A 16286-nucleotide genomic window follows, 5' to 3' on the forward strand; every position below is an offset into this window, starting at 1 on the left:
CCTGCACCTGCTTGCCCACGCCATGACCCATCCCTGCCTGAGCTGCGGCGCCTGCTGCGCATCGTTTCGCGTGGACTTTTCCGTGCACGAGTCGCAGGAGCATGGCGGCCGCGTGCCGGCCGGGCTGATCGAGGAAGTCACCGACTACACCTGCCGCATGCGCGGCACGGACTGGTCGCGCCCGCGCTGCGCAGCGCTGGTGGGCAAGGTGGGCGAGAAGGCCCATTGCGGCATCTACGAGTGGCGGCCCTCGCCTTGCCGCGAATTTGCGGCCGGCAGCGATGCCTGCAACCGCGTGCGCGTGCGCCATGGCATGCAGGCGCTGGACAGCGGCCTGCTGTAGCAACCAGCCAGGCGCCGCCAGCCACCACCACCAGCGGCTATTCCACGGGCAGCCCCGCCAGTTGCCCCTTGAACTCCTGCAGCGAGAAATGCGTGTGCACCTGGCGCACGCCGGGCAGCCGGTGCAGGCGGGTGAGCAGCAGATCCGAATAGGCATCGAGATCGCGCGCCACGACGACCAGCAGGAAGTCCTCCGGCCCCGAGATGCCGTGGAACATCACGACCTCGGGAATGGCGCAGACCGCTTCCTGGAAGTGGCGCGATGACTCCTCGTTCTGATGGTCTATGCCCACCATCACGAAGGCCAGCACGCCAAAGCCGATGGCGCGCCGGCTCAGCGCGGCGTGGTAGCCGGTGATCACGCCCTCATCCTCCAGCCGCTTGATGCGCCGCCACGACGGCGATTGCGACAAGTGCACGCGTTGCGCCAATTCGCCCGAGGTCAGCCGCGCGTTGTCCTGCAAGGCGCGGATCAGCAGCCGGTCCGTTCTGTCGATCTCGATTGACATAAACCACCTATGAATTCATGTTTCACAGAATAACTTATCCAAGATCAAGCGCATTTAGGGATAACTACTAAACGCCCTGCGAAGGCCGTAACTAGCATCCGCCTCCGAAGCCCCCCACAGCAACGGAGACAACAACCCATGCCAGCCTTCGAAGACATCGTCCAGCGCGAAGCCGGACTCCAACAGCAGCTGTCCGCCGGACAGATGACCATGATCGCCATCGGCGGTGCCGTCGGCACCGGCCTGTTCCTGGGCAGCGGCTTTGCCATCGGCTTCGCCGGGCCCAGCGTGCTGATCAGCTATGCCATCGGCGCGGTGATCTCGCTGCTGCTGATGGGCTGCCTGGCCGAGATGACGGTGGCCCACCCGACCTCGGGCTCGTTCGGCGCCTATGCCGAGCACTACATCGCCCCCTGGGCCGGCTTCGTGGTGCGCTATGCCTACTGGGCCTGCGTGGTGCTGGCCGTGGGCACCGAGGTGACGGCCGTGGGCCTGTACATGGGCTACTGGTTCCCCGAGGTGCCGCGCTGGGCCTGGGTGGTGATCTTCTCGGGCGCGCTGATCGGCGTGAACATGATGAGCGTCAAGGCCTTCGGCGCCGTGGAGTACAGCTTCTCCATGATCAAGATCATCGCCATCGTGGCCTTCATCGTGGTGGGCGCCTGGGTGGTGTTCGGCACCCGGCCGGCCGGCGTGGGCTTTGCCAACTACGTCAACAACGGCGGCTTCTTCCCCAACGGCCTGTGGGGCACCTGGGTGGGCGTGATCATCGCCATCTTCAGCTACCTGAGCATCGAGATGATCGCCGTGGCCGCTGGCGAGGCCAAGGACCCGCAGCGCGCAGTCACCAGCGCCTTCCGCTCCACCATGGTGCGCCTGGTGGTGTTCTACCTGGCCACGATTGCGCTGATGCTGGCCATCGTGCCGTGGTCGGCCGCCGGCAAGGACGGCAGCCCCTTCGTCAAGGTGATGGAGATCATCGGCCTGCCCGGTGCGGCCAGCGTGGTCAATTTCGTGGTGCTGGTGGCTGCCCTGTCGGCCATGAACAGCCAGCTGTACATCACCACCCGCATGATGTTCAGCCTCTCGCGCGCCGGCCATGCGCCCGCCGTGCTGGGCCGCGTGAACTCGCGCGGCGTGCCTCTGCCGGCGCTGCTGCTGTCCTGCCTGGGCATTGCCGTGGCCACGCTGTTCAACATCGTCAACCCCGAGCAGTCCTTCATGCTGATGATGGCCGTGGCCATGTTCGGCGCCATGTTCACGTGGTTCATGATTTTCGTGACCCACCTGTTCTTCCGCATCCACTGGGTGCGCCAGGGCAACAAGCCGCTGGCCTTTCGCATGTGGGGCTTCCCGGTGCTGACGCTTCTGGGCGCGGCTCTGATGCTGGCCGCCCTGGTGTCCACGCTGTTCACCGACGTGTTCCGCCTGACCGTGCTCACCGGCCTGCCCTTCCTGCTGCTGCTGGCCGCCATCTACGCCATCTGGTACCGCAAGCCGGCCGGCCAGCCCGCCCCTCAGACCCAAACCTCAGCCCAAGCCCAAGCGCAAGCCCAGGTTCCCGCCCGGTGACATCCGGCCTCCCGTTTTTCTCCCTCCCTTAGAAATATGACGACTCTTGCCCCCCTCGATACTGCCCGCGCCTCGATGTTCAGCCACGTCCCGCCCTACCCCGGAGATCCCATCCTGTCGCTGATGGAAGCCTTTCAGCAGGACCCGCGCACCGACAAGGTCAGCCTGAGCATCGGCCTGTATTTCGACGAGGCCGGCCGCCTGCCCGTGCTGGACTCCGTGCGCCAGGCTGGCGATGCCCTGGCCCGCGAGCAAAGCCCCAGCGGCTACCTGCCCATCGAAGGCATTGCTCCCTACCGCCAGCTGGTGCAGAGCCTGGTGTTCGGCGCTGAGCACGAGGCCGTGCGCGCGCAGCGCATCGCCACCGTGCAGACCCTGGGCGGCTCGGGCGCGCTCAAGCTGGGCGCGGACTTCATCAAGCACTATTTCCCCGACGCCGAGGTCTGGCTCAGCGATCCCACCTGGGACAACCATCTGGCCATCTTCCAGGGCGCGGGACTGCGCACCCACAGCTACCCCTACTACGACGCGGCCACGGGCAGCCTGCGCTTCGACGCCATGCTGCAGACACTGCGAGAACTGCCCTCGGGCAGCGTGGTGCTGCTGCATGCCAGCTGTCACAACCCCACGGGCGTGGATCTGTCGCGCGAGCAGTGGCAGCAACTCATTCCGGTGATCGTGGAGCGCGGCCTGATCCCCTTCGTGGACATGGCCTATCAGGGCTTTGGCGATGGGCTCGATGAAGACGCCTGGTCCGTGCGCGCCCTGGCCGATGCGGGCGCCCAGGCCTTCGTGGCCAATTCGTTTTCCAAGAACTTCTCGCTGTATGGCGAACGCGTGGGCGGCCTCAGCGTGGTCTGCAACGACGCGGCCACGGCCGGCAATGTGCTGGGCCAGCTCAAGGCCACGGTGCGCAGCAACTATTCCTCGCCCCCCACCCGTGGCGCGCGCCTGGTGCAGCAGGTGCTGGCGTCGCCCGAGCTGAGCGCCCAATGGGCGCAGGAGCTGGCGCAGATGCGCGGGCGCATCAAGGACATGCGCGCCCAGCTGCACGGCGCGCTGCATGAACGCTTTGGCGGGCGGCGCGACTTCGGCTTCCTGCTGACCCAGCGCGGCATGTTCAGCTACACAGGCATCAGCGAGCCCCAGGTCCACCGCCTGCGCGACGAGCACGGCGTGTACCTGATCCGCTCGGGCCGCATGTGCATGTCGGGCCTGTCCGGCGCCAACGTGCAGTACGTGGCCGACGCCATCGCCACGGTGCTGGAGGCACCGCAATGAGCGGCTGCCCCGTCCATGGCGGGCTGACCGAGCGCATCGTCGCCGAGGAAAGGGCGCAGCTGGATTTCAGCCAGTCCATGAGCTATGGCGACTATCTGCAGCTGGACGCCATCCTCGGCGCACAGCAACTGCTGTCGCCCACGCATGACGAGCTGCTGTTCATCATCCAGCACCAGACCAGCGAACTGTGGATGAAGCTCATGCTGCACGAGCTGGGCGCAGCCACGGCCGCCGTGGCGGCCGACCGCCATGCAGATGCCTTCAAGATGCTGGCCCGCGTGAGCCGCATCATGGAGCAGTTGGTGGGCGCCTGGTCCGTGCTGGCCACCATGACGCCTACCGAGTACACGGCCATGCGCCCGTATCTCGCCAGCTCCAGCGGCTTCCAGAGCTACCAGTACCGCTGCATCGAGTTCGCGCTGGGCAACAAGAACGCCGCCATGCTCCAGCCCCATGCCCACCGCCCCGACCTGCTGGCCCGGGTGGATGCCGCATGGCGCGCACCTTCCCTGTACGACGAGGCCCTGCGCCTGCTGGCACGCCAGGGGCTGGCCATTCCTGCCGGGCACCTGGAGCGCGACTGGACCCTGCCCTACACGGCCAGCCCCGAGGTCGAGGCTGCCTGGGCTCAGGTCTACCGCGACCCGCAGTCGCACTGGGACCTGTACCAGCTCGGCGAAAAGCTCGCCGACATCGAGGACGCCTTCCGCCTGTGGCGCTTCCGCCACCTGACCACGGTGGAGCGCGTCATCGGCTTCAAGCGCGGCACAGGCGGCACCGGTGGTGTCAGCTACCTGCGCAAGATGCTGGACGTGGTGCTGTTCCCCGAAATCTGGTCCGTGAGAACCGCGCTGTAAGGCCTTCCGCCTGACAACAACCACCAAGAACCAAGACACCATGAAGCAAATCATCGACGTGGGACTGCCGCCGCTCAAGCAGCCCTTCTCCTGGGCCGTCAAGGCCAGCGGCCAGATGCTGTTCACGGCCCACGGCCCCGTGCGGCCCGACGGCAGCATCGACACCGGCCCCATCGAGCAGCAGGCGCGCCTGACCTTCACCAACCTGCGCAATGCGCTGCAGGCCGCAGGCGGCACGCTGGCGCATGTGACCCAGGTGCTGATCTACATGACCGACGTGGCCGACATGCCGGCCATCGACGCCGTGTACCGCGAGTTCTTCGAGGCGCCCTACCCCAACCGCTCCAGCATGGGGATTTCGGCGCTGGTGGTGCCGGGCATGAAGCTGGAGATCGTGGCCTACGCCATGCTCCCCTAGAGGATGTGACGGACATGCCGGCGCCCCGCAATTGCGTTCAATACAGGGGCGGCGTGCGGGACGAGACTGCGGGCCTTGTGCAGTCCTGCGTCCGCGCGAAATCTCATGTCCTCCTCGCTGCTCGCCATGGGCGTCTTCACCCTCGTCGGCGCCATCACGCCCGGCCCCGTCAATGTGCTGGCCCTGCGCCATGGCGCGGCCCGGTCGCGCCTGGTCTCGGGCGCCTATGTGCTGGGCGCCAGCGCCAGCTATGCGGCCGTGGTATGGGTCATGGGCCAGGGCGCACAGTGGCTGCTGCAGACGCTGCCGCAACTGTCCACGGCCGCACAGTGGCTGTGCGCCGCCTATCTGCTGTGGCTGGCCTGGCGGCTGGCCAACGCGCCTGTGGGCCAGGCCGGTGCGCAGCAGCAGGCCGGATCGCAGCGCCCGCTGCAGGCCCTGCTGCAAGCGCTGTTGCAGGGCACGGCCGTGCAGACGCTCAACCCCAAGGCCTGGCTGGTGGCGCTGGCCGGCGTGGGCCTGTTCGTGCTGCCCCACGCGAATGCCCCATGGGCGCTGCTGCAGTTTTGCGCCATCTCGCTGCTGGCCTGCCTGGTGGGGGTCGGCAGCTGGGCGCTGCTGGGGCAGCTGCTTTCGGGCTGGCTGCGCACCGAACGCCGCCAGCGCCTGTTCCACCGCCTGCTGGCCCTGCTGCTGGTCGCCAGCGTGGCGGCCATGCTGGCATGATGGCTGGCCGCCATGACTTCAACCTCTCCCCACCGATTCCACCGCCATCCGGCCGCCCCCTGGGCCGAGCTGCGCGACAGTGCGCGCTCACCGCATTGCTTTCGGCTGCACATGCATGCCGAGTATTCGATCGGCATCGTGGACGCGGGCCGTACCGTGTTCCACCATGCCCACGGCCCGCAGCCTGTGGAGGCGGGCGGCGTGGTGCTGATCGAGCCCGGCGCCTGGCATGCCTGCAATCCCGACCCTGGCGCGCCGTGGTCCTACCGCATGTTGTTTGTCGATGCCGACTGGCTGCACGCGCGGCTGGGCGTGGCCGCGCTGCGCTTTCCCCGGCGCACGCTCACGGATGCGGACATCGCCGGCCTGGTGGATGGCCTGTGCCGCCCCGTCGATGGCACGGCGGCCGCCGACCGCCTGGCCCTGGGCCTGGAGCACCTGCTGGACCGCTGTGCCCAGCCCGCAGCCTTGCCCCTGCCCGGCGATGCGGCGGCCCTGGCCCCCGCACTGCAGCGCCTTCATGCAGGACCCGATGCGGGCCTGACCGTGCAGTCCCTGGCCCAGGAGTGCGGCATGAGCGCCACGCGCTTCATCCGCCGCTTCAAGGCGGCCACGGGCTTGACGCCTGGCAGCTACCGCCTGAACCTGCGCATCAACGGCGCGCGCCGCCTGCTGGCCACGGGCGCAGCGCTGTCCGAGGCCGCCTATGCCATGGGCTTTGCCGACCAGGCGCACCTGCAGCGCGCCTTCAAGGCCCACCATGCGCTGACGCCGGGCTGCTACGCACGCGGCGCCTAGGCCGGTACCTGGGCCGGACCCTCCCATGGTTTTGCAGCGGCCAGCCCGGGGCCGGCGGTGAAAGCGCAGATACTTACGCCTTCCGCTTTCAGTCCCCACCTGCCGCGCACCATGGCCGCCTTCCAAGACATTCAGCAACGAGAAACCGGCCTGCGCCAGCAGCTGTCCGCCGCCCAGATGGTGATGATCGCCATTGGCGGCGCCATCGGCACCGGCCTGTTCATGGGCAGCGCCTTCGCCATCGGCTTCGCCGGGCCCAGCGTGCTGGTCAGCTATGCCATCGGCGCGCTGATCTCGCTGCTGCTGATGGGCTGCCTGGCCGAGATGACGGTGGCCCACCCGACCTCGGGCTCGTTCGGCGCCTATGCCGAGCACTACATCAGCCCCCTGGCCGGCTTCATGGTCCGCTATGCCTACTGGGCCGCCGTGGTGCTGGCCGTGGGCATGGAGGTGACGGCCATAGGCATCTACATGGGCTACTGGTTCCCGGACGTGCCGCGCTGGATCTGGGTGCTGGTGTTCTCGGGCGCGCTGGTGGCCGTCAACGCCAGCAGCGTCAAGGCCTTCGGCCAGGTGGAGTACGGCTTTTCCATGGTCAAGATCATCGCCATCGTGGCCTTCATCCTGATCGGCGCCTGGGTGGTGTTCGGCTCGCAGCCCCAGGGCATCGGCTTTTTCAACTACACGGCCGATGGCGGCTTCTTCCCCAAGGGCCTGTGGGGCACCTGGGTGGCCGTGATCATCGCCATCTTCAGCTACCTGAGCCTGGAGGCCGTGGCCGTGGCGGCCGGCGAGGCCGAGGACCCCAAGCGCGCCATCACCCGGGCCTTTCGCACCACCATGGCGCGCCTGGTGATCTTCTACCTGGCCACGATCGCGCTGATGCTGGCCATCGTGCCCTGGCAGCAGGCCGGCACGGACAAGAGCCCCTTCGTGAAGGTGATGGAGATCATCGGCATCCCGGGCGCTGCCAGCATCATCAACTTCGTGGTGCTGGTGGCCGCGCTGTCGGCCATGAACAGCCAGCTGTATGTGACCTCGCGCATGATGTTCAGCCTGTCGCGCGGCGGCTATGCGCCCTCGGTGTTCGGGCGGTTGAACAGCCGGGGCGTGCCCGTGGCGGCGATTGCCATCTCCTGCCTGGGCATTGCCGTGGCCGTGGCCGTGAACCTGTGGAAGCCCGAAGGCTCGCTGCTGTGGATGATGTCCGTGTCCATGTTCGGCGCCATGTTCACCTGGTTCATGATCTTCGTGACCCATCTGTTCTTCCGCGCGCGCTGGTCGCGCGAGCATCCGGGCCAGCGCCTGCAGTTCCGCATGTGGGGCTTTCCGCTGTTCACGCTGGCCGGCGCCGCGCTGATGCTGGGCGTGATCGTCACCACCTATTTCACCGAGGTCTTCCACATGACGCTGCTCACGGGCCTGCCCTTCCTGGGCCTGCTGGCCCTGGTGTATGCGCTGTGGTACCGGCCCCGCGCACAAGCGCGCAAGAAGGACTGAAGCCATGACCCGCAGACTCTGGGACATCTCCCCGGCCGTGCAGGCCGCCAGCCCCGTCTTTCCCGGCGACACGGCCTACAGCCAGCAATGGTGCGCCACCATCGGGCCGGGCTGCCCGGTCAATGTCAGCGCCATCACGCTGTCGCCCCATGTGGGAGCGCATGCCGATGCACCGCTGCACTATGACGCCGACGGGGCATCCATCGGCAACGTGGATCTCGACGCCTTCCTCGGCCCCTGCCGCGTGATCCATGCCATCGGCAAGGGACCGCTGGTCGAATGGGAGCACATCGCCCACGCCGTGGACCATCTTCCGGCACGCGTGCTGGTGCGCACCTACGAGCGCGCCCCCACCACCTGGGACCAGGAACTGGCCGCCTATGCACCGGCCACGGTGGAGCGGCTGGCCGACCTGGGCGTGAAGCTCATCGGCATTGACACCGCCAGCATCGATCCGGCCAGCAGCAAGAGCCTGGACAGCCACCAGGTGATCCGCCGGCGCGGCCTGCGCGTGCTGGAGAACCTGGTGCTGGACGAGGTGGCCGAGGGCGACTACGAGCTCATCGCCCTGCCGCTCAAGCTGGTCGAGGCCGATGCCTCGCCCGTGCGCGCCGTGCTGCGCGCCCTGGCCTGATCCCTGCCCGCATTGCGGCGCCGGCCCTGCCCGCGCCTTTCGCCTTTTCGATACCCAAGGAGACCCCGTGACGAGCCTGCAAGACTGCCTCACCCTCGATGCGCAAGACCCGCTGCGCGCCCTGCGCGACCAATTCACGCTGCCCGAAGGCGTGATCTACCTTGACGGCAATTCGCTGGGCGCCAGCCCCCGCGCCGCCGCCGCGCGCGTGGCCGAGGTGGTGCAGCAGGAATGGGCCCAGGGCCTGATCCGCTCGTGGAACGACGCCGGCTGGATCAGCCTGCCCCAGCGCCTGGGCGACCAGTTCGCCCCCTGGCTGGGCGTGGGCGCGGGTGAGCTGGTGTTCACCGACACGGCCTCCATCAACCTCTACAAGGTACTGTCGGCGGCGGCCCGCATTGCGCGCGAGGACGCGCCGCAGCGCAAGCGCCTGATCAGCGAGCGCAGCAACTTCCCCACCGACCTCTATATCGCCCAGTCGGTCTGCCAGGAATACGGCCTGGAGCTGGTGCTGCTCGAACCCGAGGAAATTGCCGGCGCGCTGACCGACGAGGTGGCCATCTGCATGCTCACCCATGTCAACTACCGCACGGGCGCCATGCACGACATGGCTGCCGTGACGGCTGCCGCGCAGGGCAAGGGCATTCTCTGCGTCTGGGACCTGTGCCACAGCGCAGGCGCCGTGCCTGTCGATCTCAAGGGCGCGAATGCAGACTTCGCCATTGGCTGCAGCTACAAGTACCTCAACGGCGGCCCGGGCGCGCCGGCCTTTGTCTGGGCCAACCCGCGCCTGATCAACCGCTTCTGGCAACCGCTGTCGGGCTGGTTCGGCCATGCCGAGCCTTTCAAGTTCGTGCCGGACTACCACCCGGCCCAGGGCATACAGCGCTACCTGTGCGGCACCCAGCCCATGGTCAGCCTGAGCGTGCTGCAGTGCGGCCTGGACGTGTTCACGGCCGTGGAGCCGCTGGGCGGCATGGACGCGCTGCGCAACAAGTCGCTGGCGCTGACCGACCTGTTCATCGCCCTGGTCGAGGAACGCTGCCAGGGCCACGGCCTGGGCCTGGCCACGCCGCGCGAGCACGGCCGGCGCGGCTCCCAGGTCTGCCTCACTCGCGAGGAAGGGCTGGGCGTGGACGGCAAGGACAGCGGTGCCTATGCCATCGTGCAGGCGCTGATCGCGCGCGGCGTGATCGGCGACTTCCGCAAGGGCGACGGCACGGGCCTGCACAAGGACATCCTGCGCTTCGGCTTCACGCCGCTGTACGTGGGATTCGAAGATGTCTGGCATTCCGTGGAGCACCTGCGACAGGTGCTGGAATCGGGCGAATGGCGCAAGCCGGAGTTCAACCGCGTCAATGCGGTGACCTGAAGCCTGAAGCCCGGCGCTCAGAACGCCGTGGACGACAGCGAGGCCCAGAGATGGGCCGCGACCAGGGCGCGCCAGGGCGCGAAGTCCCGCAGCCACAACTCGGTCTGCACCGCGTCCATGGCGTCCGTCTTCAGCAGCAGGGCCAGGGCCCGGCGCACGGCCACATCGCCATGCAGCGGGCCGTCCAGGTGTCCATAGCCGCGCAGCAGCATGTAGTTCACGGTCCACGGGCCTATGCCCTTGAGGGCCAGCAGCCGCTCGCGGATCTCGGCCACCGGCAATTCAGGCAGGGCCGCCCAGTCATCCAGCGGCAATTCACCCGACTGCACGGCCTGGGCCAGCAGGCGCAGCGTGTGCGTCTTGCTCCGCGAAAAGCCGGCTGCGCGCAAATCCTCCTCACCGAGCTGCGCCAGCTGGGCGGCCTCCGGCATGCACCACAGCTGCTGCGGCGCGTCGGCATGGCCATCGTGCAGCGCCACCGGCTGGCCGGCTGCGGCGATCAGGCGGCGGCGCAGCGACACGGCTGCCGCCACGCTGATCTGCTGCCCGGTGACGGCCCAGCTCAGCGCCTCCCAGGGCGTGCAGGCCGCCGGCACATGCAGGCCACGCTGGCGCGCCAGCAGCGGCCCCAGCCGCGCATGGCGGCCAAAACGGCGCTCGAATTCGCCCACATCCTGGGACAGTCCGAACATGCGCCGCAGCATGGCGGCCAGCACATCGTCCATGCCGGTGATGGCGCCTGCACCGGCGGGCAGGCGCCATCGGGCCTGCACCACGGCCGCCTCTTCGCAATGCTGCGTCAGCTCCAGGGTCAGCAGCGTGGGAAGGCCTTTCCACATCAGGCCCTTGTGCATGCGGATGGTGTCGCCGTCCTGCAGATCGCATTCGGACAGGCGCTGGGCATCGCGCCGGTGAAAGCCCCAGAACTCGTTCATGCGGTAGCCGGCCGGCAGCGTCAGTTGCTGCTGCGCCTGATGGATCTGGCCGGTGCCACGCCCTTGTCCTTGTCCTTGCCCGCTCATGCGCTTCCTGCCTGGCGCAGCGGTGCGTGCCCAGCGTCCTTGCCAGCGGCCTCCTGCGCCTGGCGCGCCTCGCGCAGCAGCAGGGCACGCTTGCGCTCCACGCCCCAACGGTAGCCGGAGATGCTGCCGTCGTTGCGCACCACACGGTGGCAGGGCACGGCCACGGCAATCGGGTTGGCAGCGACGGCGCTGGCCACGGCGCGGGCGCCCGTGGGCATGCCCAGGCGCAGGGCCAGTTCCGAATAGCTCAGGGTCTGGCCGGCCGGAATGGCGCACAGCGCCTGCCACACGCGCTGCTGGAAGACCGTGCCCTGCACGTCCAGCGGCAGCGCCAGGCCGCGGCGCGGCTGCTCGACCAGGGCCACGACCTGGGCCACGGTGTGCTCGAAGCCCGCATCGCCGCCCACCAGCTCGGCCAGCGGAAAGCGCTGCTGCAGGTCCTGCACCAGGGCCTCGGCGTCGTCGCCCAGCAGCACGCAGCACACGCCGCGCTCGGTGCTGGCCACGAGGATGCTGCCCAGCGTGCATTCGGCCACGGCAAAGCGGATGGTCTGGCGCATGCCGCCGCGCCGGTAGTCGCCGGGCGCCATGCCCAGCATGGCGCCTGCGTCGCGGTAGAAACTGCTGCTGGCCGCATAGCCGCTGGAGTAGGCCGCATCGGTGACCGAGTCGCTCTGGCCCGGCTGCAGCGCCGCGCGCAAGGCATGCGCGCGATGGGCCTTGGCATAGGCCTTGGGCGTGAGGCCCGTGGCCTGCTTGAACAATCGGTGCAGTTGCCAGGGGCTCAGGCCCGAGCGTTCGGCCAGCTGGCCCAGGGCGGGTGGGGGCTCCTCGGTCTCCAGCCAGCGGCAGCATCGGGCCACCAGGGCCGTGGGGTTGGCAGTGGCATCGCTGGCTTGATTCATGGCTTGGTTGGACACGGCATGTCTTTCTGGGTCATCGGATGCCCTACTCTACGCAGCCCGGAGCACCCGCGCATCCCGCTTCTTGCAACCCGCAGGATTTCAGCGCGGGATTCGGTTACGCTGCGCCCTGCATTTTCCGCGTCGAGACTTGCGAGACTCCCACATGACCACCGAACACTCCGGCTGCCCCATGAACAGCCCCGGCCGCACCGAATCCATCGTCAAAGAGGAGCGCGCCCAGTTGGACTTCAGCCAGTCCATGAGCTATGGCGACTACCTGCACCTGGACCAGATCCTCACGGCACAGCATCCGCTGTCGCCCGCGCATGACGAGATGCTGTTCATCATCCAGCACCAGACCAGCGAGCTGTGGATGAAGCTGATGCTGCATGAGGTCCGAGCCGCCACGGCCGCCATCGCAGGCGGCACGCGTGCCGATGCCTTCAAGATGCTGGCCCGCGTGAGCCGCATCATGGAGCAACTGGTCAGCGCCTGGACCGTGCTGTCCACCATGACCCCGCCCGAGTACACGGCCATGCGTCCCTACCTGGCCAACTCCAGCGGCTTCCAAAGCTACCAGTACCGCTGCATCGAGTTCTCCCTGGGCAACAAGAACGCCGCCATGCTCCAGCCCCATGCCCACCGGCCCGACCTGCTGGCCCAGGTGGAGGCGGCATGGCGCTCGCCCTCGCTCTACGACGTATCCCTGCAGCTGCTGGCGCGCGAGGGCATCGACGTGCCCGCCGACCGGCTGGAGCGCGACTGGACCCAGCCCTACGAGGCCAGCGAGGGCGTCAAGCAGGCCTGGATCACCGTCTACCGCGATCCCCACAAGCACTGGGACCTGTATCAGCTTGGCGAAAAGCTGGCCGACATCGAGGACGCCTTCCGCCTGTGGCGCTTCCGCCACCTGACCACGGTGGAGCGCGTCATCGGCTTCAAGCGCGGCACAGGCGGCACCGGTGGTGTCAGCTACCTGCGCAAGATGCTGGACGTGGTGCTGTTCCCCGAAATCTGGGCGCTGCGCACCGAGCTGTAAGAACTGGCGGGCGCCACCGACGGCAGACCGCTGCGGTGGCGACAGCGCGCAGGCGCGCAAACGGGTAAGCTGCGGCGCCAGGAGAAATACCGTGTCCGCAGCGCCACAACAGCCCCCACACAACAACACACACACAGAGGCTTCGCAGACCTCCCCCGCAGCACCGCCGCCGCGCAGCCAGCTGCTGTGGGCCATGCTGCTGTCCCTGCTCTCGGCCTTTGCGCTGAGCCAGGCCTTTCGCACCACCACCTCGGTCATGGCCACGGGTCTTCAGCAGGATTTCGGGCTCACGGCCCAGTCGCTGGGCGCCTTCGCCGGCCTGTTCGGCCTGTCCTTCGGCGTGGCCCAGCTGCTGATGGGCATCGGCATGGATCTCTACGGCCTGCGGCGCACGGTGCTGCTGTCGTTTCCGCTGGCGATTGCGGGATCGGCACTGTCCGCCGCCGCACCCAATTACGGCTGGCTGATGGTGGGCCAGTTGCTGATCGGCGTGGGCTGCTCGCCCGCCTTTCTGGCCTGCACCATGTTCATCTCGCGCCACTTTCCCATGGACCGCTTTGCCTTTCTGTCGGGCGTGGGCATGGGTGTCGGTGGACTGGGGCTGCTGTTCACAGGCACGCCACTGGCCTGGCTGGTCCAGCATTTCGGCTGGCGCTCGGGCTTTGCGCTGCTGGCCGTGATGTCGGCCCTGTCGTGGCTGCTGATCTGGTGGCGCGTGCACGAGCCCGCCCGCAGTGGAGCACAGACCGCCGCACGGGAAAGCTGGGGCATGGCGGCACGCCGCATGGCCGAGCTGTTCACGCTGCCGCACACGCTGGGTATCGTCCTGCTGGCTATGGCCTGCTATGCAGCGTTTCTGGCGCTGCGCGGCCTGTGGCTGGGGCCGCTGCTCATCCATCGCTATGGCTTTTCGCTGGTGGAAAGCGGCAATGTAGCGCTGGTCGTATCGATGATCTCGCTGTTCAGCCCCGCGATTTTCGGGCGCATGGATCCCGGCCCAGGACGGCGCCGGCGCTGGCTCACCAATTACTCGCTGCTCATGGGCAGCCTGTTCATGCTCATGGCCTTTTTGCACCATGGCTGGACCAATGTGGCGCTGATCTTCGCCATGGGCCTGCTGTCGGGCTATTCGGTGCTGCAGTACGCCGACGTGCGCGCTTCCTACCCCCCCGAGATGACCGGCCGCGCGCTGTCGCTGTTCACCATGGCCATGTTCCTGGGCGTGGCCCTGGTGCAATGGTTCACGGGCTGGGTGGCGGCCTGGGCCGAAGCCTGGGGCGTGGAGCCCTACAAGGCGGTGATGATCTCGATTGCAGCCACGCTGGTGGGCGCGTCAACCGCGTTCCGTTTCCTGCCCTCCTCGCCGCTGCTGCGCCAGGCCCCGGCCGCCTAGCGGCCGGAGTCTGTGCCTCTACAAGGCGTTGGCGGCCGAGCCATCGCCACGGTACAGCCAGGGCAGATCCATCAACCTGGAGCCCAGCAGGCGCAGCGACAGGTCACGCCCCCAGCGCACGGGACCCGTGGCATGGAAGATGCGGCCATTGCGCTGCGAGCGTGCCTGCACGCGCGCATTGCGCTGCCAGCGGTTGAGCGCGTAGCGGCGCAGGCGCATGTTGACGTCCAGGTCGTGCATGGACAGGGCGCGCTGCAGCTCCGCTGCATCTTCAATCGCCATGCCGGCGCCCTGGGCCAGATAGGGGCGCATGGGATGGGCCGCATCGCCCAGCAAGGCCACCACGCCGCGCGCCATCTGCGCGGCCGATTGCACGGGCGGGCGATCCCCCACCGGCCACAGCCGCCAGTCGCCACCGGCTGCAGGCACGTGCTGGACCAGGTCCAGCAGCTGGGGGCAACTGCCCTGCAGCACCCGCACCAGATCGTCGAGATTGCCAGCATGGTCCCAGTTCGCCAGATCCTCGGGCGCCGGGCCCTGGATGATGATCACCAGGTTCTGCAGCTCGCCCCGGCGCACGGGGTACTGGATGGCATGCATGCGCGAGCCCAGCCAGGCCGTGACATCGGTGGCCCGCAGGCGCTTGGGCAACTGGGCCTGGTGCACCAGGGCGCGGTAGGCCAGGTGCCCGGTGACACGCGGCGGGCCGTCGCCCAGCAACTGCTGGCGCAGAACGCTGCGCACGCCATCGGCGGCGACCAGGGCATCTCCTTCGATCAGCTTGCCGGCCCGGGTTCGCACGGTGACCACGCCGTCGGTCTCGGAAAAGCTCTCGATGGGCTGGCCCAGGTTCAGGTGCATGCCCGGATAAGTCTGAGCGGCTTCCCGCAGCAATTGCTGCAGATCGGCCCGGTGGATGGTGGCGTAGGCCGCGCCATAGCGTTGCACGGACTCGCTGCCCAAGGGCATATGCGCCAATTCCTGCCCGGTGACTGCGCTGCGCACGCGCAGGCTGCCCGGCAATGCCACCACCTGCTGCAGCGGTTTTTGCAGGCCCCAGGCCTGAAGCCGCCGCACGACATTCGGACCGATCTGGATTCCAGCGCCCACTTCACTGAGCGCGGGCGCCTGCTCGAAAAGACGCACTTCCCAACCCGCCCGCGACGCACCGATGGCGGCGGCCAGGCCACCAATGCCGCCGCCGGCAATCAACACCTGCTTGTTCATGTGCGTATTGTGCCCCTGCCGCCACCCATGGCGACCGGGGCCTGATTATTCAAGTCGGACACCGCTGAAGAAAATCAAAGAATGCTCGGAATCTTCTGAAACATGCGCGCATCCCCCAGGCATTGAGGCGCATCAAGATCCCAAAAGCGGGCATCCCGCCACGCACCAGACTGCCATAAAGGACATCGCCCCACCATCACCTGTGCGGCGCGGCCAAAAATCGGCCTTTGCATCGCCGCTCTGGAAATGTCCATACACGGATCCACACTTTACGCCGCGGATGATAGAGATTCTCAACTGAGACAATCTTTTGACAAATGGCCGTGACAATGAAAAAAGCCCGCACTGGGCGGGCTCTTTCATGCGCGACGGGAAAATCAGATGACAAACTTCTCACGGTCCTGATTCTGAATCCACTTTGGCGGCTTGCCGCGTCCGGTCCAGGTTTGGCCGGTTGCGGGATCGCGGTACTTGGGAGCCACTTTGGCGCCGGTTGTGCCAGCGGTACGACCACGAGCTGCAGGAAACACGTCATCGGCAGTCAGACCATATTCGGCAATCAAGTTGCGAACCTGTCCCACGGCGTCGGCAAGCTCGCGCTTGCGTGCTTCCTGGATCTGTTGCTCCAGTTCCTGTCGCTGCTTCAGCAGTTCCTTGTAAGAGCTCATGGTATGCGCCTTGAAAGTAGTTT

18 protein-coding genes are annotated in these 16286 nt (G+C 67.6%); 12 read left to right on the forward strand and 6 right to left on the reverse strand.

The window, feature by feature from the left end; all coding sequences use genetic code 11:
* Positions 1-22 precede the first annotated feature (22 nt).
* Complete coding sequence (locus DA1_RS05710; protein ID WP_034391185.1) at positions 23-343, forward strand: YkgJ family cysteine cluster protein; 321 nt, start codon at positions 23-25, stop codon at positions 341-343.
* A gap of 37 nt (positions 344-380) precedes the next feature.
* Here the strand turns inward: DA1_RS05710 and DA1_RS05715 are convergent, their stop codons facing one another.
* The gene (locus DA1_RS05715; RefSeq protein ID WP_012204096.1) at positions 381-851 is read right to left on the reverse strand and encodes an Lrp/AsnC family transcriptional regulator; all 471 of its coding nucleotides are present in this window, start codon (positions 849-851) and stop codon (positions 381-383) included.
* A 138-nt stretch (positions 852-989) separates the two neighbouring features.
* Between DA1_RS05715 and DA1_RS05720 the strand changes: the two genes are divergently transcribed.
* The 9 genes from DA1_RS05720 to kynU all read left to right on the forward strand — a co-directional run bounded on the left by DA1_RS05720 (position 990) and on the right by kynU (position 10009).
* Complete coding sequence (locus tag DA1_RS05720; RefSeq protein ID WP_034391182.1) at positions 990-2423, forward strand: amino acid permease; 1434 nt, start codon at positions 990-992, stop codon at positions 2421-2423.
* A 75-nt stretch (positions 2424-2498) separates the two neighbouring features.
* Positions 2499-3704: an amino acid aminotransferase gene (locus tag DA1_RS05725; protein WP_174549369.1), complete on the forward strand. Its 1206-nt coding sequence runs from the start codon at positions 2499-2501 to the stop codon at positions 3702-3704.
* A complete protein-coding gene (kynA, locus tag DA1_RS05730; RefSeq protein ID WP_034391176.1) occupies positions 3701-4561 on the forward strand; it encodes a tryptophan 2,3-dioxygenase in 861 nt (286 codons plus the stop codon). Before DA1_RS05725 ends, kynA (DA1_RS05730) begins: the two co-directional genes overlap by 4 nt.
* Positions 4562-4601: 40 nt before the next feature.
* Positions 4602-4979: a RidA family protein gene (locus DA1_RS05735; RefSeq protein WP_013803668.1), complete on the forward strand. Its 378-nt coding sequence runs from the start codon at positions 4602-4604 to the stop codon at positions 4977-4979.
* Positions 4980-5084: 105 nt separating this feature from the next.
* Positions 5085-5705, forward strand: coding sequence for a LysE family translocator (locus DA1_RS05740; RefSeq protein WP_062794106.1), 621 nt, complete (start codon positions 5085-5087; stop codon positions 5703-5705).
* 12 nt (positions 5706-5717) lie between these two features.
* Positions 5718-6503 carry a helix-turn-helix domain-containing protein gene (locus DA1_RS05745; protein WP_034391173.1) on the forward strand — a complete coding sequence of 262 codons (786 nt, stop codon included), beginning with the start codon at positions 5718-5720 and terminating at the stop codon, positions 6501-6503.
* A 111-nt stretch (positions 6504-6614) separates the two neighbouring features.
* On the forward strand, positions 6615-8003 hold the full coding sequence (locus DA1_RS05750; protein WP_013803671.1) for an amino acid permease: 1389 nt from the start codon (positions 6615-6617) through the stop codon (positions 8001-8003).
* A gap of 4 nt (positions 8004-8007) precedes the next feature.
* Complete coding sequence (gene kynB / locus DA1_RS05755) at positions 8008-8637, forward strand: arylformamidase (RefSeq protein WP_034391170.1); 630 nt, start codon at positions 8008-8010, stop codon at positions 8635-8637.
* Positions 8638-8704: 67 nt separating this feature from the next.
* Positions 8705-10009, forward strand: a complete 1305-nt coding sequence (gene kynU / locus DA1_RS05760; protein WP_034391168.1) for a kynureninase — start codon at positions 8705-8707, stop codon at positions 10007-10009.
* Positions 10010-10026: 17 nt separating this feature from the next.
* Here kynU and DA1_RS05765 read toward each other — a convergent pair whose 3' ends face one another.
* Both DA1_RS05765 and ada read right to left on the reverse strand, forming a co-directional pair.
* Positions 10027-11031, reverse strand: a complete 1005-nt coding sequence (locus DA1_RS05765; RefSeq protein ID WP_034391166.1) for a DNA-3-methyladenine glycosylase family protein — start codon at positions 11029-11031, stop codon at positions 10027-10029.
* Positions 11028-11936 (reverse strand): bifunctional DNA-binding transcriptional regulator/O6-methylguanine-DNA methyltransferase Ada, encoded by a 909-nt coding sequence (gene ada, locus DA1_RS05770; protein ID WP_062794107.1) that lies wholly within the window; start codon positions 11934-11936, stop codon positions 11028-11030. Before ada ends, DA1_RS05765 begins: the two co-directional genes overlap by 4 nt.
* A 163-nt stretch (positions 11937-12099) precedes the next feature.
* Here ada and kynA (DA1_RS05775) point away from each other — a divergent pair, with 163 nt between their 5' ends.
* Both kynA (DA1_RS05775) and DA1_RS05780 read left to right on the forward strand, forming a co-directional pair.
* Positions 12100-12975 (forward strand): tryptophan 2,3-dioxygenase, encoded by an 876-nt coding sequence (gene kynA / locus DA1_RS05775; RefSeq protein WP_034391164.1) that lies wholly within the window; start codon positions 12100-12102, stop codon positions 12973-12975.
* Between the two features lie 91 nt (positions 12976-13066).
* Positions 13067-14368: an MFS transporter gene (locus tag DA1_RS05780; RefSeq protein WP_034391162.1), complete on the forward strand. Its 1302-nt coding sequence runs from the start codon at positions 13067-13069 to the stop codon at positions 14366-14368.
* An 18-nt stretch (positions 14369-14386) separates the two neighbouring features.
* Here the strand turns inward: DA1_RS05780 and DA1_RS05785 are convergent, their stop codons facing one another.
* From DA1_RS05785 to DA1_RS05790, 3 genes are all read right to left on the reverse strand, one after another.
* A complete protein-coding gene (locus DA1_RS05785; RefSeq protein ID WP_013803678.1) occupies positions 14387-15595 on the reverse strand; it encodes an FAD-dependent monooxygenase in 1209 nt (402 codons plus the stop codon).
* A gap of 74 nt (positions 15596-15669) precedes the next feature.
* Positions 15670-15849, reverse strand: coding sequence for a hypothetical protein (locus tag DA1_RS30270; protein WP_143290083.1), 180 nt, complete (start codon positions 15847-15849; stop codon positions 15670-15672).
* 123 nt (positions 15850-15972) lie between these two features.
* Complete coding sequence (locus DA1_RS05790) at positions 15973-16263, reverse strand: H-NS histone family protein (protein ID WP_012204081.1); 291 nt, start codon at positions 16261-16263, stop codon at positions 15973-15975.
* Positions 16264-16286: the final 23 nt, after the last annotated feature.

The organism is Delftia acidovorans NBRC 14950 (assembly GCF_001598795.1).
GTDB lineage: Bacteria > Pseudomonadota > Gammaproteobacteria > Burkholderiales > Burkholderiaceae_C > Comamonas > Comamonas acidovorans.